Here is a 22,320-nt window from a genome sequence, read left to right as displayed (position 1 = left end):
ATTCATTATATTTGGAAAACTTTTCTATACCTTCTTCGTCTATGGATTAGGGATATTCTTTAAGATTACTTTTTCTCTTATACACATTGATCAAGAAATGAGGAAAATCGTATGAAAAGACGTGGTCTATTACTCAGTATAATTACGTTATTACTGATCAGTCCCAGGGTGTGGGCGGCCGGAAATGATTCTACATCGCATATTCGCTCCTATGATTCCGGAAGTCTGATCCAATCCGATGGAAGCTTGTGGCTGTGGGGCTATAATCAATCCGTACCGACTCGTGTAGAGGGTAAGCCAAACGTAATAAAAACATTCTCTAATATCATCAACGAAGGTGATCTGCTATTTACCTTGCAAGACCACTCTGCTTGGTATGTGCCTAGAAACAACATTTCTGAATCTGTGAAGTTTGTTCCTCTGGAAGGACTACAGAACCTCGCTGCTGTAAGTAGTTTGAATGATCATGTACTCGCTCTGACCAACGAAGGCAGCATATTTCTCGCTGATCAACTCGAAGATAAAAATACCTTTAGTCCTTTTCAAATTCTGTCTGGCATCGACGAGGTTGCCGATATAGTCAGTTACTATGAGGAAAGACCGGATTATGAGGAACGCTGGATATTTCTTAAGAAAGACGGCAGTGTATGGAAAAACACAACAGCCTTACAGGGCTTCGAACCTATTTCACCATTAAAAGACATTACGGCAATTACTAAAAATATAGCCTTAAAAAAGGATGGTACCGTGTGGACGTGGCCCAAAGAATTTGATAAAAATGCAGCTCCGTCCGAAACGCTATCCGTATCGCAAATTCAAGCCTTATCAGGCATCAAGACAATCAAGGCTAATAGGTATTCCAATCTCGCCATTGATCAGCAAGGTCGGCTATGGTTCTGGGGGGCTACAGTTACAGGTGCCTTAGACAATACGACCTATCACAACACGAATATCCCTGTACTGCTAACAGGAGTAAAGGACGTTAAAGACGCCTTTTTCGTTGAGCGCTCCCTTCTTGCTCTAACCACTGCTGGTAATGTATATGTTGCATCTCTAGATGACGAAAAATTATCCTCCAATGTCCCTTTTACATTACTTGCTCAAAATATTCAAAGCATCAAGGCAGGCCCACGGCACGTCATCATGCAAAAGGCAAACGACGCACTGTGGGGCTGGGGTGTTAACAAACACGCGCAACTCGGCATAGGCGATTATGAATTTCTTTATAGTACGCCAGTTCCTGTACAAAAGCCGATTCTCGTCCGTCTCAATGGTACACCTGTCCCTCTAAGTAACGGTGTAATTACCCGCAACGGCCAGGCATTTATTCCCCTCCGCTCCGTATTTGACAAACTAGGGGCAGAGGTCACATATGATTACAACAGCAAAATAGCGAAAATGAATCAGTCCAAGGCAGGAGACCATCCCGTCTCTCTAGAAATAAATTTTAAAACCAGCCAAACAAAAGTGAACAGTAAATCTGTAGAACTCACCAATCCGCCCTTCATGGTGAACGGTATTGGTTATCTTCCATTGAGGCTCATCAGCGAGACACTGGGAGCCAAGGTAGATTGGATACAAAAAGAAGATACTATCGTAATTACGACGAAATAATATATAAAAGACCAGTCCAAACATGATTTATGTTGGACTGGTCTTTTATTGCTATATACTGCTTGTAGTATGCAGCTTCCTATCTGCCTTCGACATTTTGTTACAACACAAAATTCACCTATTTTTTAGCTTTATTTTCTTTCTCTCTTTCAACCAGCATATCCACAATCATATCAATCTGTCCGGTAATAGCGATCGGATCATAGCGATAGTACGTATCAAAATCATTAAAGAACACTCTATTATTCTTCACCGCAGGCAGATTGCCCCACACAGCGGACGATTTCAGTTGCTTAAGCGCGGTTCCCTTTTTGTCTGGATCATAGGTTGTCAGGAACATGTAATCTGCGTCATACTGCGGCAGTACCTCCATTGAAAGCTGTACAGTTTGTTCCTTGGAATTAGCTGTCTTCTTCGGCATGTTCAGTTTGAGCGCATTGTATACGGCTTGTCCGCCTCGTCCTGCATTGTCGCCAAAAATCCAAAGTGCGTTCTTGTCCGTCAGCTCATACAACCCGAAAGTTGCCTTTTCGTCAATAACACCTTTCAGACGAGCGCGGCCTTCAGCAGCCTTTTTGTCAAAGGTGGCAATAAATTGCTCAGCCTTCTCCTTTTCCCCAGTGATATCGCCGAACAGCTTGACCGTATCATAGATATTAGTCGTGGTGCCGTACGGAATATACAGGGTAGGTGCAATTTTAGACAAAGCTTCATAATTCGTATCCTTCATAACCACGATCAGATCGGGTTTGAGTTCCAGCGTCTTTTCCAAATTGGTAGGATCACCCACCTCTTTGGTTCCTTTTTCCTTTAGCAAATCAGTCAGAAAAGGATTTTGAAACGCAGTCGGCTCCACACCCACCACGTTAGCACCAACAGACAGCAGTTCTCCGCCGTAAAAATCCGTTACAATACGCTGTGGCTTAGCGGGAATCTCAATATCCCCTTTAACCGTTTTAAAGCTTCTCGTCTCTCCAGTAGAAGCCGATTCTTGCTTATCTCCAGAAGATGAAACGGGATTACTTCCAGTGTTATTTCCGCCGCATGCGCTGACAAATACAGCCAATACAAGCATCAAAGTAGCCAGCATAAATATCGATTTTTTCCTCAACCTATTAGCCCCCTATGTAATATGGTAATAGCCTTATACCATTATGATAATGATTATCAATATCGTAAGAAATATATCAAGCGTCATCCTTGCTGTCAACTGCAAAGCGAACTTTTTATTATTTCACTTTTAAAATAAAAAAGACCTGCCAAAATGATGGCCAGGTCTTTTGGATGCGGCTGCTTCTTAAACCTACAAATTGGGGCTAGGTTGCTGAAGGGCTGCTTTCCGGTGATCGCTGTTTTGTTTTATATTCTTCTCCCCAATCCTTCATCAGATTAATAATCGGGATGAGTGTTTCTCCAAACTCGGTGAGAGAGTATTCAACCTTAGGCGGAACCTGCTGGTAGACTTCACGATGAACGACACCGTCCTCTTCCAGCTCGCGCAATTGGAGTGTCAGCATACGCTGGGTAATTCCCGGGCAGATCCGCCGAAAATCACTAAATCGCTTAGTCCCATACATGAGATGGTATAAAATAATCCCTTTCCACTTGCCCCCAATCACATCCAACGTGTACTCAACAGGACACGCCTGATCATTCCCAGCGGTACATTCACCAAAACCGCCTTTCCGATTGCGCATTGGCCCTTCTCCTCCTTGGTATCATTTTATATACTACAGCACATTAATGTGCGTACTTCAAAAATGGTCATGTATATTCTAATATTAGTCATGCACTTAGTAAGCGTCAATTTCAATCACAACCATAAGGAGTGGAATCACGATGGAAACCTTAACAACCACTAAAGATCAAATCTTGGCTGCATACAAGTTCAGACATGCTACAAAAGAATTTGATAGTCATAAGAAAATTAGCGATTCCGATTTTGAGTTTATTCTTGAAACCGGTCGTTTATCCCCAAGCTCGTTTGGCTTTGAACCCTGGAAATTTGTTGTCGTCCAAAGTAAAGATATGCGTGAGAAGCTGTTGCCCTATTCCTGGGGGGCAACAAAACAGTTGCCAACAGCAAGCCATTTCGTACTTGTTCTCTCCAGATTGCCTAAAGATATGGTAGCTTCATCCGATTATATCAAGAATATGATGGTAAACGTGCAGCAATTACCTGCTGAAGTGATGCAAGGCAAAGAGAAGGTATATGACGCCTTCCTAAAATCAGATTTTGCGCTTGAGGAAAATGAAAGAGCTATGTTCGAGTGGGCATGCCAACAAACCTATATCGCACTGGGCAATATGATGACTGCCGCAGCTCAAATCGGCATTGATTCCTGCCCTATCGAAGGTTTTAATAAACAAGAAATTGAACGCATCCTCTCCGAAGAAGGCATTATGGATGCCGAGCATTTCGGTATTTCTTGTATGGTGGCTTTTGGATACCGCCTGAACGAGCCGCGCGACAAAACTCGGCGACCTGTAGATCAGATTGTGGAGTGGGTATAAAGCGCGGAATATCCTTATTAAAAACAAAGGGCGCTCCATGCCATTTCCATGGCTAGGGGCGCCCTCTTTACATAAAACTATAGTTCCTAAAAGTGTTGTCACTTCATAACGCCTACTGATAATTCACTTCTTCCACGAAATAGATTTCCTTCAAACGAGTTTTCACACGCTGAATTTCATCTACTGTTAAAGGAGCCGTTGGACATAGCTTGAAGTTCCTTCCAGTGACATAGCTTACGTCCGTGTGACTATTTTCCGGGCTGTAAGCCAGCTTCGGAACCGGTTTTGAGGTATAATCGGTAAAGTCAATAATGGACCATGCCGCATCTCCATCCTCTTTGGATAAAATAATCCGCTGTGAGGCATTTTCAGTCCACAAATAGCGCAGATTTGCCGGTGAATTATTGGAATCCATAGCCGTCTTTATTCCTGAACCTCTAAACATAAGCGTAAACTCAGTATGATCATTATTAGCTCCTGCTACCGATTCATAAATCTGTTTCAGCCCGTCAACACCCACAATCTCGACCTTGCGATCAAGCGGGAAATGATTCACAAAGTTCTCCCATATTGGACCCATGTTATGGGTGTTGGCAAGTGCGTTGATGTCCAAAATAATAGACAAGTAGTTTACCGTATTTATACGTTGATAAGGATTATCCAAATATTGCTGTACTATATACAGTTGTGGTGCCGCATCCGTCTCCGTCACATAGGGATCACCCGGATGAAGAGTCCAGCGTGAGGAATCTTTCGTATAGCGTGACCCAATCGGATCAATCGTAACCGAGTTCATGAATACGGTACCGCTATTATCAGCGATTCCTTGTGCGGGAACAATTGGATTGTCCTTATGAGACCAGTAAGGCATCAAAGGTGAGCCCTCACCATACATGCCGTTGACATTATATTGTGTAGCCGACCATCCCATCGCGGATGTAATTCGATAGTGATCCTTAAGCCATTGAGTCTGTTCGGGATTCACCGTAAAGCTGGTCAATGATTTCGGCAGATACTTCCGATATTGGTCTGTATCCATGCTTTCAAACACGGATGGTGATCCCATTGTACCGGATTGGTGCAGCTCATTGAATGCATTGTAACGGTACATATACAGCCACTCGTCCATCCGGGTTTCCCAAATAGGTAACTCGTATAGCTTATTCGGATACCCGGCCAGTATCCCGACTTCATCTCCATACTGATCGACGTAATCCAGAACCTGTTTAAGCTGCGGTCGGTTCGATTCCACAAAAACAAATCCGTTTTCCATCGCCCACGTCACTTTGATGTTGGGACCAAAGTGATCCATCAGCAATTGACGAGATTGCTTGATTTGGTCTACGGTAGTCACGCTTCCCTGCAGCATGATGGAGACAGCAAAATATTGCTTCTTGCGTTCCCCGGGTTCTACCGTTAATTCCGCATCAGATGTGAAAAGAATCCCTTGGGATGGTGACTCAACCGTGAGCTTTAATGGAATAACCGAGTTTACTACCGGAATCAAATGCAGATTGGCAATCTTTCCATCCTCGTCAAATATTCCTCTGGAATCCTCTACCCGAAGTATCAAGTCGGACGGCAGCATTTCAGGAGCTATAACCTCTCCTTTAGCATTATGAAATACGTAGGACATTTTCCAAGCAGCGGGATCTAAAGCAGCAGCCTCTGAAATAGTATACGTAGACGAGTATACGGACCTGATTACATTCGGTGGCTCTGCCGGCGGAGTCTTCCCTTTCACGATCAGCTTGGTCTGAGCTGTAAGGACCTGATAAGGTTTGGCAATAGTGACCTTCATCTCTACAGGAATGAAGCTGTCCGCAGCCGGAATATTTTCAGGATGTGCGATTTTCCCTTGTACATCAAACACGCCTAACTCATCACTAAATGTGTACGTAACACTTGTGACGCTGGCAGCAGGAATGCTTACTGGACGCCCTTCATGGTAGAGCTGAAAGGATAGCTGATACGAAGAGTACGTTTCCGGCTGATTTACCAGCTCCTCCGCCTTGATTACGACTTCATCTACCAGAAAATCCGAAGAAGGATCCGATGGATCTACTGGAATTACTGGTGGTTTGGGATTAGGCACCGGTGGTGTGACTGGCGAGTCCGGTCTCGGCTTCGGTGGTATCACCGGCGGTTCCGGCTTCGGTTTCGGTGGTGTCACTGGCGGTTCCGGTTTCGGCTCTATTGGTGTCACCGGGGAGACTGGTGAATCAGGTCTTGGGCGATGCCTTTTAGGCTCCTCAATTTCCGAATTCACAGGTTGTTGCCTAATTTCCGGTGTCAAATCGACCGCAATCTTCTGCGATTCTTGTTGGCTGGTCGCCTGAGGCATCGTTGCAGCTCCATTTCCTAATGACTCCAGCAAACGTTTGGCACGTTCTCTCAGACCGTCACCGCCTAGCCATATCCGATAAGCAACCAGCGTGGCGTCCTGCCGTCTCACAGACTCTTTAGGATGGAAATAGTGATTCGTATCCCCCTCGATCAGCTCCAACCGTTCCATTAGCCATACACTCGTTTGTGCATAGTCTGATATATCTGATTGATCCACAAAACTGGATATTCCAGCAGATCGGGTAACACCAAAATACCGGGCATACCAAACGGCCATATCCTGACGGGTCATATTGTGCCTGGCACCAAATAATTGATCGCTAATCCCTTTCGTAATGCTCTCTTCCTGCAAGGCCTGTACATAAGGTAAGGCCCATGGTGACACATCCCGAAAAGAAGTTACGCCTCTGTTATTCGATGTTCGCTTTAAGGTTTTAGCAAAAATGCTTGCCCATTCCTGACGCGAGATAAAATGTAAAGGTCGAAAGCTCCCATCCTGATAACCTGTAACATAACCTTGAGCAGCCATGGCCTCAATCGCATCAGCTGCATAGGAATGTTCGATATCGTTAAAGGCTCTGTTCGCAAAAACAGGCGCACTATGTATACAGAACAACCAGACAGCCAGTAAACCAGCCATGTAATGCCTAATTTGTTTCAACCTTTTTTCACAGTTCATTATTTGAGATCATTACACCTCCTTTACGAGATGGCACTGGGCCACTTTCACCTGTACCTTCATATCAACTTTGAAAATAAATCTCTTTTGTTTTCAAACGATTTTTCATTACTGTTAACACCAAACTGTATATACTTGGTTTATCGGAATAATCTCTCTAGGATTGAATAAAGCCAGCAAAAAAAAGTGGTTTGAGCAATCTGCTGTCCTGCTCATTCACCCTGTTTTTTTAAGCCGTAATTCCCTATCACTAAACAATGGTTTTCATTGGCAATTAAATATTTATCACCTTTGGGTTATCATTTTATTCATGTATACAAACAAAAAAAAGAGATGACACCTGTATCCGCATTCGTCTGAATACAAAATGTTATCTCATTTTTTGTGTAAGATGCACTTATTAAATTCTGTCTTCTCTTTCTAATCCTTTTTCAACTCAGAGCCCTTATAAATATAAAAGTAGCCCTTTAAAGATCCGTTTTGTGGATAAGCAGCAGGATCTTTGTCTTTTATTTGAGCTACCCACTCTCGGTTTATAAGCGTAGAGGGGCCTTCCTCAACTAGTGCTTCAGCAGACATTCCAGTGATTGGTTTTGCTGCGCTGGACCAGAATGCAACTAAGTATACATCGTCAGCATTAAAATGATAGCGTTCTTCACTTGGAGTTCCCTCATAAAACAGCTCAGCCAACGAAGCTGCCTCAGATCCTCTCATAAAAATTCGAATCTCATCGGTTCCGTTCCATGTATGAGGAATTCCGTCTTTTGGATTAATGTATTCTACAGTTTCTGGCTCCTTGTCGGTATTAAAATCAACAACTGCATATTTATAAACCTCATCCGTTACACTCTTGGTTGCAAATTCAGTTGTTTTCTCTGTTCGGTAGCCACTGAACTTTCCATACACATTCGGGGTTTTGCTAATCGCAGCAAAGGCCTTTTCCTGATCCATAAATCCAGCTCTACCGGCTACCGGTGTCAGCCTGTAGGTCTTGATTTCAGTCCCCTTGTACTGATCCCAAGAGTATTCGTAATAATATTTTGCATAAGATATTCCACTGTTCCACCCTACGGATACCAGCATGATAATACCTAGCATGAATACTACTGGCCATTTTTTCAACTTCATACCCACAACCTCTTTTCTTCATATACACTCAAATCATCATTAGAATTATAGCTTTTCAATAATTCTACTAACAGTTAAATATTAGAAGGAAGTGTGGATAAATTATGTCTTTTCTGTTAGTTAGTCATGTGACTCCCTATATTATTGTTTTTATGAATATTTTCCGTTCCGGCATCCAATGCAGTTTTGTAATATAAGCATTTATGTTCAATAACCTCCATTGTTTTTCTTAGTTCCTCCATTTGTGCTTCTACAGTCGCTTTTCGTTCGATAAACATGTCATATCTTTGTTGTAGTGTGGAATCTCCCCCAGAACACCAATCAATGAAATTTTTAATTTCTTTAATCGGCATTCCGGTGGATTTTAGACATTCAATTATTTTTAAAGCGTCAATATCGGATTCTTTAAATAATCTTGTTCCGCTAGATGTCCGTTCTACAAAAGGCATAAGTCCCTCCTTGTCGTAGTAACGCAATGCATATGCTGTAAGATTCAATTCTTTAGCAACTTCGCTGATCGAATATGTCTTCATCATGTATCTCCTATCCTTAATGATATAGACTTCGAGTTAACTCTAGGAATAAAGGGATTCTATCAAGCTATTGGTGGAGTGTCAAAGTCTCCTAGCATAATTTTTAAAAAGGATTATAGGTAGTTGCTTGACTTAGAGTTAACTATAAGGATTAACATTGATCTGCAAGAGGAAAACTTCAATCGACTTCACTTAGTTTTCACTTTGTATTCAATACAATTACTTTCTCTTGAAAAATATAAGTAATTAGGAGGCTATTTATGATTACTGCTAAAGCACGAGCTGTCGACGGCCCAGACAAACCGTTTCGAGCGGCTGAAATTAAACGACGGGATCTTGATTCACATGATGTATTGATTGAAATTAAATATGCTGGCATATGCCATTCTGACATCCACACTGCTCACGGCGAATGGGGACCCGTGAACTACCCACTTGTACCTGGACATGAAATTGCAGGGATTGTTACGGATGTAGGAGCTGAAGTTACAAAGTACACAGTTGGTGACCGGGTAGGAGTTGGCTGTATGGTTGATTCCTGTGGCGAATGCGAGAACTGTCGTAAAGGAGAGGAACAATACTGCCTTAAAGGAAATGTCCCTACCTACGCTGGTGTTGACAAATACGGCGAGCCTACACAAGGCGGGTATTCCACCCACATTGTCGTAACTGAGGATTTTGTAGTAAGAATTCCAGATAATATTGAGCTTGACGTGGCTGCTCCATTACTTTGCGCAGGTATTACGACTTATTCGCCGTTAAACCACTGGGGAGCTGGCCCAGATAAGAAAGTGGCAGTTGTGGGTATGGGAGGCCTTGGCCATATGGCTATCAAGATCGCACATGCTATGGGTGCTGAGGTAACCGTTCTATCACAAACATTAAAGAAAAAAGAAGATGGCTTGCAATTTGGCGCGGATCACTATTATGCCACAAGCGAACCAGAAACATTTGAAGAACTGGCTGGACGCTTTGACTTGATTATTAATACGGTAAGTGCCAACATCGATCTGAACGCTTATTTTGCACTACTCACTCTTGACGGAACTTTGGTGAATGTCGGTGCCCCCGGGGAGCCGATGTCACTCAATGTGATGTCCCTTATCGGACATCGCCGTTCATTTGCAGGATCAATGATAGGAGGTATCCGCGAGACACAGGAAATGCTGGATTTCTGTGCGAAACACAATATTGTTCCTAAAATTGAAGTGGTATCAGCTGACCAGATTGACGAAGCTTACAAACGAGTATTAGCATCTGATGTGAAGTACAGATTCGTGATTGACATTAGCACAATGTAAGCTAGGTAAATCAATAAGTTGTAAAAGCAGTTTTAATTTGAAGGTGTCTCCAAGTATAGCTTGGGGATACCTTCGCTTTATTTTGCAATGATCACACCCTTCTGTAGCTCACTCACAGCCTTCCCATTGCTCTATTTCTCTTCATATAAAAAGAAAAGCCGAGTGCAACTCAGGACATCTGAATTACACTCGGCAAATACTACATCTTGAGCAGCCTATTCGTGTTTCTCTAACTCTTCAATTCTCTGCCGCTTTCCTATACCAAAGACAAAATATCCAACAACGACGATCGCCATGAATGTTGCCCCGACAATCAACGACAAGCGTGTGTCCGGGTTAAACCACATTCCAACGATTACGAGCAACAAAAAGATAATGGTGATGTAATTACTGATCGGAAAAAAACGAGACTTAAAATTATGATCTTCCATTTCGTTTTTCCACTTTTTCCGGAATTTAAATTGACTGATGGCTAATGCAAACCACGGTACCATACCCGGGAGAACACTAGCGCTGTAAATATACAAAAACAGTTTGGAATCAGGCATTAGGTAGTTAAATAACACGCCTACCAGTAGCAATGAAATGGTCGTTATTATACTATTTCTAGGGACACCGCTTGCGGAAACCTTCCCGAAGAACTTAGGAGCTTGTCCGTTCTTAGCCAATGTATATAACATTCTGCCCGCACTATAAATACCACTGTTGCAACCTGACATCGCAGCTGTAAGTACAACAAAGTTAATAATACCCGCAGCAGCTACAATTCCTACTTTGGCAAAAGTCAGAACAAACGGGCTGCCAATCTCGCCAATTTGGTTCCAAGGATAAATCGTAACAATGACAAAGATTGCCCCTACGTAAAAAATCAGAATACGCCAGATGATGTTTTTAATAGCTTTTCGCAGGGTCATTTTCGGATTTTCTGCTTCACCCGCTGTAATGCCTACCATCTCAATCCCCTGGTAAGCCGCCGTTACAATACATAGTGCAAATAGGAACCCTTTTAATCCTCCTGCAAAAAAACCACCATGGCTGACTAGATTGGATAGACCTATCGGTTGTCCGCCGTTACCGAGGCCAAAGAAGATCATCCCCGTACCAACTACTAGCATGAAGATAATAGCGATAATCTTAATCATCGCAAACCAAAACTCAAATTCTCCATAGAATTTCACAGCCGCTAAATTGGCCAGCGCAATAATAATTACACCTGCCAAAGCCGGCAACCATTGCGGGATATCCGGGAACCAGTAGCCCACATATACCCCAATCGCAGTGACCTCCGCCATTCCTACAGTAACCCATAAGAACCAATAGCTCCAAGCGGTCAAGAAACCGGCCAAAGGGCTGATGTATTTATGAGCAAAGGTAGCAAATGAGCCCGTCACCGGTTCAAAAATCAGCATTTCCCCCATGATCCGCATGACAAAAAACATAATAATCCCAGCTAAGAGATAAGCCAACAGCACCGAAGGACCTGCCCATTTTATCGTACTTGCCGATCCCATAAACAAGCCAACGCCAATCGTGCCTCCAAGCGCAATCAACTCAACGTGTCGTGGCTTCAGCCCTCTCGTTAATTGTTTCGATTCCAAAAGAACGCTCCCCTTCGTATATGTTCGTCATCAAATGCTAATGATCCGGAAAACTGCCCCCAAACATTATTAATTTTCAGACTGACGTGGTTGATCGAACGACTACACAGTAGCTCCACGATTCATAAATATACAAAGTCAACCACGTCCTATTTGCCGTCCAAACCTTACTGTTTCTAAGACCGAGTCCGTAGCATTAGATGCATTGTATGACAAAAAACGTCTAAATACAACTGCTAATTAGCAGACATTTTTAGACATGAAATGGAAAGGAAGGAGATTCATTTTACTGAACATTGGTCAATTCAATGTAATGCATTAGAGCGTTGAAGATACGTGTTTTTTCAATGATAAATATCACGATATTAAGCTTGTTTAAAGCCTATATCCATACAGTGTAAAACATAAGCTCCGAATGAAAGAGCAACATTTCAAACATACCCTTGTGATATAACTATGCATGAATTCCAAACAAGGAGATGAAGACATGAGTAAGTTAAAAGGTCAAATCGCTTTAGTAACTGGTGCAAGTCGAGGAATCGGTCGTGGCATTGCATTACGTCTGGCTCGGGAGGGGGCCATTGTCGCAGTACACTACGGAAAAAGGCATAAAGAAGCTGATGAGGTGGTTCATCAAATTGAGCAACTTGGAGGGGCTGCATTTACGATTGGTGCTGACTTCAGTGCCCTGAACGGCATTCATGATTTATATGCGAAATTGGATGAAGCGCTTCGGGAATGTACAGGCGATAATCGGTTTGATATTCTCGTCAATAACGCTGGAATAGGTCAAATTGTCCCTCTGGAAGAGACAACAGAAGAATCTTTTGACGAAGTCATGAACATGAATGTTAAAGCACCTCTTTTTGTTACCCAGCAAGCTTTGCCGCGTCTAAAAGATGGAGGCCGCATTATTAATCTCTCATCGTTTGTTACACGCGTGGCCTCCCCTGGTGTTTTTGCATATAGCATGTCAAAGGGGGCCATCGACACACTAACGCATGTTTTGGCTCATCAACTTGGGAGCCGTCATATTACCGTCAACGCCATCCAACCAGGCATTATCAATACAGAGATGAATAGCGGAACATTACAAGATCCTGACGGACAGAAATTTGCCGCTGGCCTTTCGACCTTTAAACGTTGGGGAGAGCCTGAAGATGTTGCAGATATAACTGCCTTTCTTGCCTCAACGGATAGCCGCTGGATAACGGGTCAATTGATTGATGCAAGTGGTGGATCTCATCTGTAAATGAACAGATTCAAAATAAAAACAAAATGCGTTGGTGAGAGAAAGTCGTTCTTCTCCACCAACGCATGAAATACGTTATCAGCCAATTGTTCAACATGACTACTACAGATCAGGTACCGCAGAAGGTTCGGTAAGGACAAGTGGATTCCTCAGGCAATGTAGAGTAAATTTCCTGTTCGGTAGAATAAGCATAAGGGTTCGAAAGAACTTCAAGAAGCTGCTCCATCACTCGGTAATCTTCTCGTTCCACCGCAGCCTCCAGTGCTTCTTCTACCCGATGGTTGCGCGGGATAATTGCGGGATTGCTGCTGCGCATCAGCTGATGTGAGGAGGCTTCGGATTCCTGTTGTCTGTCCAGCCTCGCCTGCCACTGCTCGTGCCACGGGGCAAAATCCGCCGTGCTGAACAAAACCGCATCCTCCAGCTTGTTTAAAGTGAGGGCACGGAAGGTATTGGTGTAGTCCGCGCGATGCTTCTGCATGATTTTAAGAAGATCCTCAATAAGGGACTCATCCTGCGGTTCTTCGTTAAAGATCCCCAATTTAGCCCGCATTCCCGCAAGCCAATGATGGCGAAACATATTTGCAAAATCTGAAATTGCATCCTCGGCCATTTTGACAGCCTGCTCTCTGTTGTCATGCAGCAGTGGCAAGAGGGTCTCCGCCAATCTCGCGAGATTCCACGCAGCGATATGCGGCTGATTGATATAAGCATAGCGGCCCTGCATGTCGATGGAACTGAACACCGTCTCAGGATTATAGGTATCCATAAAGGCGCAAGGACCATAATCAATGGTTTCTCCGCTAAGGGTCATATTGTCGGTATTCATCACTCCGTGAATAAAACCCACCAGCTGCCATTGAGCGATCAGCTTCGCCTGACGCTTAATCACTTCCTGAAGCAGTGAAAGGTAACGGTTTTCGTCATTGGCAACTTCCGGATAGTGTCGTTCCAATGTGTAATCAGCCAGAGTACGCAGATCTTGGGAAGTGCCCCATGCTGAGACATATTGAAAGGTGCCGACGCGAAGATGACTGGCAGCCACACGAGTCAGAATGGCACCGGGCTGCTCAGTTTCCCGGACGATCGCCTCACCCGTGGTTACTACCGCCAAGCTGCGGGTGGTAGCGATACCTAGCGCATGCATCGCTTCGCTGATGATGTATTCGCGGAGCATCGGCCCAAGTGCCGCACGGCCATCACCACGACGGGAGTACGGCGTTCTGCCTGATCCCTTGAGCTGAATATCAACTCGTTTGCCCGAGGGAGTGATCTGTTCGCCGAGCAGTAGAGCACGACCGTCTCCTAGCATGTTAAAATGCCCAAATTGATGCCCTGCGTAAGCTTGTGCAAGAAGTGTAGCACCTTCGGGAACCTGATTGCCGGCCAACATGGCTACAACATCATCTCTTTGCAGCGCATTTTCGTTCAAACCCAGTGAGACTGCCAACGTATGATTTAAAATGATCAGCTTTGGTGAGCGAACAGGATTTGGATTGAGCTTCGTAAACATGGATTCCGGCAGACGAGAATAACTGTTGTCGAAGTTCCACCCTATTTTATCAGCTATTTCTTTTTTCTCCGTCATAGTGTCTCCTTTTCTGCTGTGGTGTCTTGGATTTGCCCATTTTAGTTTTTACTTCTATCCATTTATTATCCACTTTTCACCATGCTGTTGTGCTTTTTTCAACCTACTTTTTTATTGTAACCGATGATCAAACATTAATTGTATTTGGATACCGAACGGGTCTTCTACAATACCGTAGGCTTGGCTAAACACATTGCCAGATAAAGGTACAATGATTTTCACTCGCTCATCTGTTATGAGACTATGATAAAAATGTTCAATTTCTTCTATGTCAGCACTTTGAATACATAATGAAGTATTATTCCCTACGATATATTCCTCATTGGGATTCATTGGTTCTTCTGCTATCATAACCTTTGTTCTTCCTATCAATAAGACAGAATGAGAAATATAATCTTTATTTTCATCAGTAAGCTGTATTGAGTTATCATGTTTGGCCATGTCCTGATAAGTAACGAGAAATCGTTCCTCTGCGTTAAAATGTTTTTTGTAAAAAGCTATGGCTTCCTTTGCTTTTCCGTTCATGGATAAGAAAATAGCTACTTCCAGTGTTGTACTCATGGGTTCAATCTCCTTTTTTATCATGCTTTTAGGTAGATATCTTATAGATTTGATATATCACCTTGAATCTATTATCATTTGTAAAGGTATCAAAACATGACACCTTTTATAAGGAGATTTATGTATGAAGAAACCCGAAAGATTAAATGACATGATTAGATACTTAAACAGTCGAGAGTACTTTAATTTAAATGATCTCATGGATAAATACCACATTTCAAAAAGTACAGCCCTACGTGATATTAGTTCATTAGAACAATTAGGTATGCCTATTTATTCGGAACATGGCCGACATGGACGATATGGTATCTTAAAAAATAGACTGTTATCCCCTATTATTTTTACGATGGATGAAGTGTATGCTCTATACTTTGCAATGTTGACCTTAGAAGCTTATCAATCTACACCCTTTCATTTAAGTGTTAATAAACTCAATGAAAAGTTTGAACACTGTCTTTCTAAAATACAAATAAACCAGATTCATAAAATGAAAAAGGTTCTACAATTTGAAATATATCAGCATAATCATATTAGTCGTTATTTAGATAAAATTCTAACCAGTATTCTTAATGAGACGTACTGTAAGATTCAATATTCAAAAAATAACCAGAACAAAAGTTACCATGTTCAATTTTTCAAGATTTCCGCTAAGTTTGGCCAATGGTACGCTACTGGAATAGAGTTAAATACGAACAAATATAGGGTTTTCAGATGTGATCGAATCACCTTGGTAGAAGAAGAGGACATCAATTCTCACTTTTCTATAGATGAACTCCTTATTCGTTCATTAGAAATGTATCAATCTGAGAAGAGCATTGATTTTGAAGTAGAAATTGTAGAACAAGCTAAGGATATCTTTTATAAAGAACATTATCCTTCTATGAAAATAGAACAGGGTCATAAAACAGTCATAAAAGGATTTTATAATCCTGGAGAAGAAGAGTTTATCGCTAATTACTTTATGAGATATGGTCATTATGTACGATCCGTGAAGCCTGAATCTTTAAAACAGATTATTAAAGAAAGAGTTGAGCACCTCTTAAACCATTATCAAAAATTATAAGATCATCGAAGGTTTGTTCAAAATGCTCTCTACATTTAGCAGGGAAAAGAAGCCTCAAGCTCCTTTTCCCTGCTAACGATGACATTGGTATTATGGCTTCCGTTTGGCGATAACAGCATAAGATACCGTTCTTGTGGTTCCAGTTGGATTCCATGCAGTAAAGAACCATCTGTCTTCCGCCGCAGAATAGTTATCGAGCAGAAACCCTTGCTGATTTCCCGAGAAAATCCATGAACCGCTAATCAGATTGTAGTCGTTACCGTTAATCGTAGTGCTTCTAAAGCTATTAGGAGAAATAGTGACCGGAGCGAAAGTGAAGCGTGCAAACCCATCTCCAAGTTGAGTTACACGAATGGCTTTTTTAACATTCATAACCACATGGCTTCTTTTTTTCAGTTTTTTCCCCAATTTTGCTTCCGCTTTTCTAATTTTCACTAAAGTTGCCTTTCGCAAAGAAATCATCTCCTTCATTGTTATACTTATAGTTAATGAAGGACTAAATGCTTTTGAATGGACAAAATCCCCGGTACATTGGCTGGATTTCCTAGAGATGCTGAAATAAAAAAAACCTCCCTTAAAATAAAGGAGGGCTTGATACCGCTACTTCTTATGTCCTATACCGATTTTGTTAAGCCGATATGGGTGATCATGGTGTCATATGGCTCTAACTCCATGGTTTGTTTGCCATAGTCCGTTTCAATCGTTGTTTTTTGCAGTTGATCGCTATTGTTAATAACAACCAACATTTTACTTTCTGGATAATAAGCACACTCTGTATATAAGTTATCTGTAATATACTTTGTTTCATTGAGCTCATTGCCCGCAAAGCGGATTATATTCAGCAGCAATCTTGTATTTTCCCAACTGAATTTGAAGGAAGGAAGGTAAATTCCCTTACCTTTACCGAAGGCATGAGTGGATAATGTTATCATTCCATTCATTTCACCCGCTATCGCAGCTGACCCATCCATAAGATAAATCCTATTTTTTGGCGTTATACTTGCCCCTTCAGGCACCAAACCATGCTCATCCCTAACCTCATATGTCCATCTTCCATGAGCTACTCTGGAGCCTGTATCCTCATCCAGACCGAGGACATGTGCCATTCTGAAAAAGCTGTCATGACCTTCAACCGCCGAAGGCTGATTGATGCCAATAAAGTTGCCGCCCTCATAAACCCATTGGGTAAGTAAGTCCACACATTTGTTGTCATCCCAGTGCTTTCCGCCACTCCATGCTGTACCAGCAGAGCCCGCATTAATCACTACATCACAATCCTGTAGTATTCCCTGACAGATATCTTCAAAATTAATGAACTGCACTTCAATCGGCAATCCGGATAAAGCCTCATTGATATGAATCAAATCATGCATATATGTTTCGTGAAAATGACCAGACAAGGTCCACGATCTCAATTTTCCCCAGCTGTGCAGAATAGCTACCTTCGTCTTGATGTGATAGGGTTTGCCTTCATGATGCAGTTCTTTGATTTCTCTGAACTCGTTGGCAATCTTTTCGATGTAATCGCAAAAATCCGGGTAAGGCTCTACAAGATGCAAATATCCACCCAGTCCAATCCGGTCAATAGGCTCCCTCAACAGGGCGCGCCGGATATTAATCCAATACTTTTTGGCATCCAGCGTGGGGTCGCCCCCTTCCATAAAGGTAGGAAGCCCGCCTAAGCCAACCGGAAATAAGTAGGGATGCAGCCGAATCTCATGCGTATTCACTTTTACACCTGAACACAGCCTCGCCTCATAACCTGAGAACACACATTTGATCAATCCGTCAAATCCAAACTCTTGAAAACGTTCATTATAAGGCTCCATGCCAACCCAACTGTCATCATAAAACACATAGGCCAGCTTGCCGTGCTGATGCACGATATCAATTAATTTCTTGCCAAATTCGATTACAAAATCATTGATAAATGCCATCCAGTCCAGCTTACGCTGCTCAGCCGGGATATGTGTGACGCGATACTTTCCACCATTCACAAAATCCTCGGCAGTCATCGAATACCCATATCTCTTGGCAAATAGATCCAGCGCTCTTGAGCTTACCGTAAAATCGTATGACCCCCAATCAGAGAACAGATGGCGATTGCGCTCATTGCTGCCCCAAATCCAGGCGAAGTTATAAAATAAGGAGGTAAACCGGACAACCGTGGTTTCCTTATGATGAAGACACCAATCTTCCATCCAATCCAGCAGATACTGTTGCGTTTCTGTATAGATAGGATCAATCTGCATCAAATGCTCTTTGTCCCAATGGTTCGTGGTGTGATTGTACATGGAAATCTCTTCCCAGATCCGGTAGACCATGAAGCTTACCGTGTATTTATGCCAAGGAGCAATTCCGGTAATGACCACATTTCCGGATTCCCTTTCATAATTCCATTGTTCTCTTGGAACTTCTTCCCCGGTCGTTCTGTCAAAAACCTGCCAGTAGTTAAGCGCCTCTTTGGAATCATTCACTTTGAATTGTTCTGCAAAAAAATCCTCCATCAGATAGATAGATACATAATCCTGTACAGCTACCTTCGGATTCGTAATTAAAAAACACTGCTGCAGCTTATCCAGATTGCGGGACGCCCACTCGTTATGATCTCTGATGATACAGATTGTAGAATAAATGCCGTATCCAGCGTTTATAATCTCATCGGACAATTGCGTGCCGTCACTGTCACGGATGACATCGGCGCCCCATCGTTCGGCTAATTTCAGGGTCAGCGCCTCGTAACCAGATTCCCCCGGTAGTGTAAAGGCCCCCGTTGTTTGTTTAGACAACTTCAATCCCTCCTAATTCAACATATCGGATAGAAAAGCCAACGCCAAGCCTTGTCCCCAGCCCTGAATCCAGTCTTTAGGAATATTGCGATACCCTTCCCGATCTTTCATAACCGCTGTGCCGCCCGATACACCCAGTACCCGTCCGTCTTCGCTAATATGGTTCAAGATGCCCTTCAGTGCCTTTTGCACGTATTTGGTATGCAGCGGATTGCCGTTATTGATCATGGCCGCCGCAATACCGCAAGATGCAGATACTTCTTCATAGGACTCCTCGTCATCCAGTACCGTCCGCCATAAGCCGTTCTCTGTTTGGACACCTTTCAGTGCCGCCAGTTGATCCCGAAGGGAACATTCCACGTCCATACACGGCGGATACAAATACCAGTCTTTCAAATGAATTTTGACTTGCGACATGGTATATGCTCCCCAAGCATTCGCTCTTCCCCAGAAAAATCCGGACATGTGATCCTGTTTGACATTGTTGTAGCCATGGTACCAGAGACCACTGCTAGGGTCTTGCAGGTATTTGATATGCCAGTAATATTGATTTAAGGCATCCTGGATCATTTTCTCGTCCTTTAATTTGGTTCCTACTCGAAGCAGAAAAAATGCCGCCATAAACAACGTATCTGCCCATGCCTGTTCTGGAAAATCATTAGCAGTGGATACCGTATGCTGCAGAACACGATCTCCGAACCGGAGAGCATTGTTTTGGATGTAATCCACCTTGCTCATCACAATATCCCAATATTTCTGGTCCCCTGTTTCTTCATACAATGTGATCAGCATATGGCCCATGGCACATGTGTTTACCGTCCAGTGCGGCAGACCCAGCTCGATGTATTCATCTGCCCACTGGGCAAGCATATTTAAATAATCTTTATTTCCTGTTTGGGTATAGGCTCTGGATACACCATAATAAGCCACACCGCAGGGCCAATCCCATGTTAAATCCATCGCCATCGTTTTTCTGACGACTTTATCAATAACTCTTAATATCTCTTCCTTGTCATAAGTTAATTGAAGCATTGTTATTCCCCTCTCTTAGTGCACACGCCCCCAAAGGCGCTTGAGAGCGGTTCGTCACTGTTTTGGAAACGCTTTACTTATTCCATTGTACGCAGTAAAATAGTCTCAATCTAAGCACATTCGCAACAAAACTGCGCAATTCCAATCATTTATGTGAGGATTTTGCAAAAATCCAATAAGCGACTTCCGATAAACAATATATAGATCGACATGGTCTAGTTCGTCTATATATTGCACCTTGGAGCGATTGGAATCGAATTTTCCAAAATGCTAATGTATATCTGCTGGCTAAGCTTGATGTAACGTTGACCTAGAATCAACTCAAATCCAAGTAATGGGAGTATTGAATATGCCCAGAAAAAAGAAGCCCGTTATAGAATACCGACACTACAGCTTGCCCATCAACTTTCCTGTGTTGCTATTAAGTGGTGAACGTTGGAAGATTTCAGATATTAAAAGTGAGCACCTTCATTTTCATAACCATTTGGAGATTGGTATTTGCTATTCGGATGGCGGTTTCATGGAGATCAAAGGAGAATCTGTCCCCTTCAAAGCCGGTGATGTGACCTTCATCCCCAGGTATCTTCCTCATACCACGTACAGTTCGCCGAATACAGCCAGCCTTTGGTCTTATATCTTTTTTTCGCCAGAGGACCTTTTTCAACATTCTTTTAAAAGCGCTTACATGAACTTTGAGCCCAATTTGTGGGTGATGAAGGGAACGAACTGTATATTAAACAAGGAGCAGCATCCCAAGGTGTATACACTTGCGACTTCGGTCGTAGAGGAATTACAACAACAGAACCCTTACTACCAGGAAAGCGCCTACGGCTTATTGCTATCCCTTTATATAGAACTTCTCAGAATTCACTCCAGGAATGAATCATTGAAAGATGCAGAAACAGTACATAGCCGGAAAAGCGATTTTGCCATTTCTCCGGCTTTGGAATACATCACTAAAAATTACATGAAGCCCGTTACCATAGATTTTTTGGCTGATCTGTGCCATTTAAGCACAACTCATTTCCGCAGAAAATTTCATGAGATTATGGGAACGTCACCTCTCGATTTCCTAAACAGCACCCGAATCGAAGAAGCCTGCAAGCAGTTAAAAAGCACAGAAGACTCCATTCTTTCAATCTCCGAGCAAGTCGGTTATCGTTCCATTTCCAGCTTCAACCGATGCTTCTCCAGGCTTATGGGAGAGCCCCCCAAAGAATGGCGTAAAGGGGCGCAATCCGAAGCGCAATCGGCCAAAGCGTCTATACTGGAGTTTACTGGATGGGTCTAATTACTTTTTTTATAAAAATCAATTATTTTTTTGCATATCGAATAGATAAACCATACTTAGTTCTAACCCTTTTTATTGCTTCTACTTCTAATGCTTCTGTTAAAACCTCTTTAATGAAAGATTTAACTTCATCGTTATTTCTATATGATTCATAAAATGCTTCCTCTAATGAGTTTAGTTTCTTTGAATTATAATAATTTGTAATGACAGAGAATATAAGTGCTAACAGCAAGAATATTATTATATAAATTGAGTTGTCCATAAGGTTCCTCCTATTTTTCTTAAAACAGATTATTACCAAGATGCGGCCTCAAAGAAATCGGGTACAAGAACTTTTCTATTCCGTTCCTGCTTTTAGGGCTTCACTCATGGAAATCGCATTGACTTTTCTCCTGCAAAGCAGCTTTGACAACTCATAGTAGAGCATGACAGCGACAAATCCGACTATGACGTAAAGCGGATCGATCATCACGGATATTGAAAAAATAAGGCTATTTTCAAGCGTTTTCATAAACCCTCCCATTAGTGCAAAACTGAGCGGTATCCCAATGAGGAACCCAGCCATGACGACAATCGTCGAGCTGTTCAGAATCAGGGAACTGACTTCCTTCTTCCTGTAACCGAAAATCTTCATCAGCGAAATCGTGCTCTTGTTTTCTTCAACGATCATGGAGGTTACAAGATAGATTATTATTAATTCTATAATAAACGCCATCGCCGAAATGAAAACGACCGTTGACGCCAGAGGTGCCATGTGAACTGCACCCCAATTGTTAGACATCATCTAGCAGTTAGAGGTGCAGTTCATAGAAAGAGGTTCAAAATTCGTCTTCACTACTAACTTTCTCCAGTGCCACTTTCTCGATATATTACTACCACGTACTCCACATGCCTTGTGCGGCTATCACGGATGAAGTTATGGATCTATTAGATTTCTCTGTGCCACGGTTTTGGTAAAAACTCCACCACACAAGTTTATTATCTTTAGATTATTTTATGTTTCTCATATAAATGCTTGGAAGAATAATGAC

General features: G+C 42.5%; 19 protein-coding genes. 6 read left to right on the top strand and 13 right to left on the bottom strand.

Annotated elements, in window-relative coordinates:
* Positions 1-111: 111 nt before the first annotated feature.
* Positions 112-1,614 (top strand): stalk domain-containing protein, encoded by a 1,503-nt coding sequence (locus C400_RS0105475; RefSeq protein ID WP_017426242.1) that lies wholly within the window; start codon positions 112-114, stop codon positions 1,612-1,614.
* Positions 1,615-1,732: 118 nt separating this feature from the next.
* On the opposite strand, the gene C400_RS0105470 is transcribed toward C400_RS0105475, so the two are convergent.
* Together C400_RS0105470 and C400_RS0105465 are read right to left on the bottom strand one after the other, a co-directional pair.
* Positions 1,733-2,725, bottom strand: a complete 993-nt coding sequence (locus tag C400_RS0105470) for an ABC transporter substrate-binding protein (protein WP_017426241.1) — start codon at positions 2,723-2,725, stop codon at positions 1,733-1,735.
* 205 nt (positions 2,726-2,930) lie between these two features.
* Positions 2,931-3,311, bottom strand: a complete 381-nt coding sequence (locus C400_RS0105465; RefSeq protein WP_017426240.1) for a winged helix-turn-helix transcriptional regulator — start codon at positions 3,309-3,311, stop codon at positions 2,931-2,933.
* Between the two features lie 142 nt (positions 3,312-3,453).
* Here C400_RS0105465 and C400_RS0105460 point away from each other — a divergent pair, with 142 nt between their 5' ends.
* Complete coding sequence (locus C400_RS0105460) at positions 3,454-4,128, top strand: NAD(P)H-dependent oxidoreductase (protein WP_017426239.1); 675 nt, start codon at positions 3,454-3,456, stop codon at positions 4,126-4,128.
* A gap of 112 nt (positions 4,129-4,240) precedes the next feature.
* Here C400_RS0105460 and C400_RS0105455 read toward each other — a convergent pair whose 3' ends face one another.
* The 3 genes from C400_RS0105455 to C400_RS0105445 form a co-directional block, all read right to left on the bottom strand.
* Entirely contained in the window at positions 4,241-7,153 is a 2,913-nt protein-coding gene (locus C400_RS0105455; protein WP_017426238.1) for an S-layer homology domain-containing protein, read from the bottom strand.
* A 420-nt stretch (positions 7,154-7,573) separates the two neighbouring features.
* A complete protein-coding gene (locus C400_RS0105450) occupies positions 7,574-8,281 on the bottom strand; it encodes a hypothetical protein (protein ID WP_017426237.1) in 708 nt (235 codons plus the stop codon).
* Positions 8,282-8,397: 116 nt separating this feature from the next.
* Positions 8,398-8,814, bottom strand: coding sequence for a MerR family transcriptional regulator (locus C400_RS0105445; protein ID WP_017426236.1), 417 nt, complete (start codon positions 8,812-8,814; stop codon positions 8,398-8,400).
* 260 nt (positions 8,815-9,074) lie between these two features.
* On the opposite strand from C400_RS0105445, the gene C400_RS0105440 reads away from it, so the two are divergent.
* Positions 9,075-10,115, top strand: a complete 1,041-nt coding sequence (locus C400_RS0105440; protein WP_017426235.1) for an NAD(P)-dependent alcohol dehydrogenase — start codon at positions 9,075-9,077, stop codon at positions 10,113-10,115.
* A gap of 215 nt (positions 10,116-10,330) precedes the next feature.
* Here the strand turns inward: C400_RS0105440 and C400_RS0105435 are convergent, their stop codons facing one another.
* A complete protein-coding gene (locus C400_RS0105435) occupies positions 10,331-11,713 on the bottom strand; it encodes an amino acid permease (RefSeq protein WP_017426234.1) in 1,383 nt (460 codons plus the stop codon).
* Between the two features lie 487 nt (positions 11,714-12,200).
* On the opposite strand from C400_RS0105435, the gene C400_RS0105430 reads away from it, so the two are divergent.
* Positions 12,201-12,965 carry an SDR family oxidoreductase gene (locus C400_RS0105430; protein ID WP_017426233.1) on the top strand — a complete coding sequence of 255 codons (765 nt, stop codon included), beginning with the start codon at positions 12,201-12,203 and terminating at the stop codon, positions 12,963-12,965.
* A 109-nt stretch (positions 12,966-13,074) separates the two neighbouring features.
* On the opposite strand, the gene C400_RS0105425 is transcribed toward C400_RS0105430, so the two are convergent.
* Together C400_RS0105425 and C400_RS0105420 are read right to left on the bottom strand one after the other, a co-directional pair.
* Positions 13,075-14,553 carry a protein adenylyltransferase SelO gene (locus C400_RS0105425; RefSeq protein ID WP_017426232.1) on the bottom strand — a complete coding sequence of 493 codons (1,479 nt, stop codon included), beginning with the start codon at positions 14,551-14,553 and terminating at the stop codon, positions 13,075-13,077.
* Positions 14,554-14,664: 111 nt separating this feature from the next.
* Positions 14,665-15,114, bottom strand: a complete 450-nt coding sequence (locus C400_RS0105420) for a VOC family protein (protein WP_017426231.1) — start codon at positions 15,112-15,114, stop codon at positions 14,665-14,667.
* Between the two features lie 124 nt (positions 15,115-15,238).
* Between C400_RS0105420 and C400_RS0105415 the strand changes: the two genes are divergently transcribed.
* The gene (locus tag C400_RS0105415; protein WP_017426230.1) at positions 15,239-16,177 is read left to right on the top strand and encodes a helix-turn-helix transcriptional regulator; all 939 of its coding nucleotides are present in this window, start codon (positions 15,239-15,241) and stop codon (positions 16,175-16,177) included.
* Between the two features lie 90 nt (positions 16,178-16,267).
* Here the strand turns inward: C400_RS0105415 and C400_RS0105410 are convergent, their stop codons facing one another.
* From C400_RS0105410 to C400_RS0105400, 3 genes are all read right to left on the bottom strand, one after another.
* A complete protein-coding gene (locus tag C400_RS0105410) occupies positions 16,268-16,612 on the bottom strand; it encodes a hypothetical protein (RefSeq protein ID WP_228552542.1) in 345 nt (114 codons plus the stop codon).
* A gap of 179 nt (positions 16,613-16,791) precedes the next feature.
* A complete protein-coding gene (gnpA, locus tag C400_RS0105405; protein WP_017426229.1) occupies positions 16,792-18,966 on the bottom strand; it encodes a 1,3-beta-galactosyl-N-acetylhexosamine phosphorylase in 2,175 nt (724 codons plus the stop codon).
* Positions 18,967-18,978: 12 nt separating this feature from the next.
* Positions 18,979-19,998, bottom strand: a complete 1,020-nt coding sequence (locus C400_RS0105400; protein WP_017426228.1) for a glycoside hydrolase family 88/105 protein — start codon at positions 19,996-19,998, stop codon at positions 18,979-18,981.
* A gap of 349 nt (positions 19,999-20,347) precedes the next feature.
* On the opposite strand from C400_RS0105400, the gene C400_RS0105395 reads away from it, so the two are divergent.
* Positions 20,348-21,289, top strand: a complete 942-nt coding sequence (locus C400_RS0105395; protein WP_017426227.1) for a helix-turn-helix domain-containing protein — start codon at positions 20,348-20,350, stop codon at positions 21,287-21,289.
* 22 nt (positions 21,290-21,311) lie between these two features.
* Here C400_RS0105395 and C400_RS0105390 read toward each other — a convergent pair whose 3' ends face one another.
* Positions 21,312-21,551 (bottom strand): hypothetical protein, encoded by a 240-nt coding sequence (locus tag C400_RS0105390; protein ID WP_017426226.1) that lies wholly within the window; start codon positions 21,549-21,551, stop codon positions 21,312-21,314.
* Positions 21,552-21,626: 75 nt separating this feature from the next.
* A complete protein-coding gene (locus tag C400_RS0105385; RefSeq protein WP_017426225.1) occupies positions 21,627-22,043 on the bottom strand; it encodes an FtsX-like permease family protein in 417 nt (138 codons plus the stop codon).
* Between the last annotated feature and the right edge of the window lie 277 nt (positions 22,044-22,320).

It is taken from the genome of Paenibacillus sp. ICGEB2008, from assembly GCF_000307675.1.
GTDB lineage: Bacteria > Bacillota > Bacilli > Paenibacillales > Paenibacillaceae > Paenibacillus > Paenibacillus polymyxa.
Note: the sequence above shows the minus strand (reverse complement) of the source record. Positions and strands in the feature narration are given on the sequence as shown.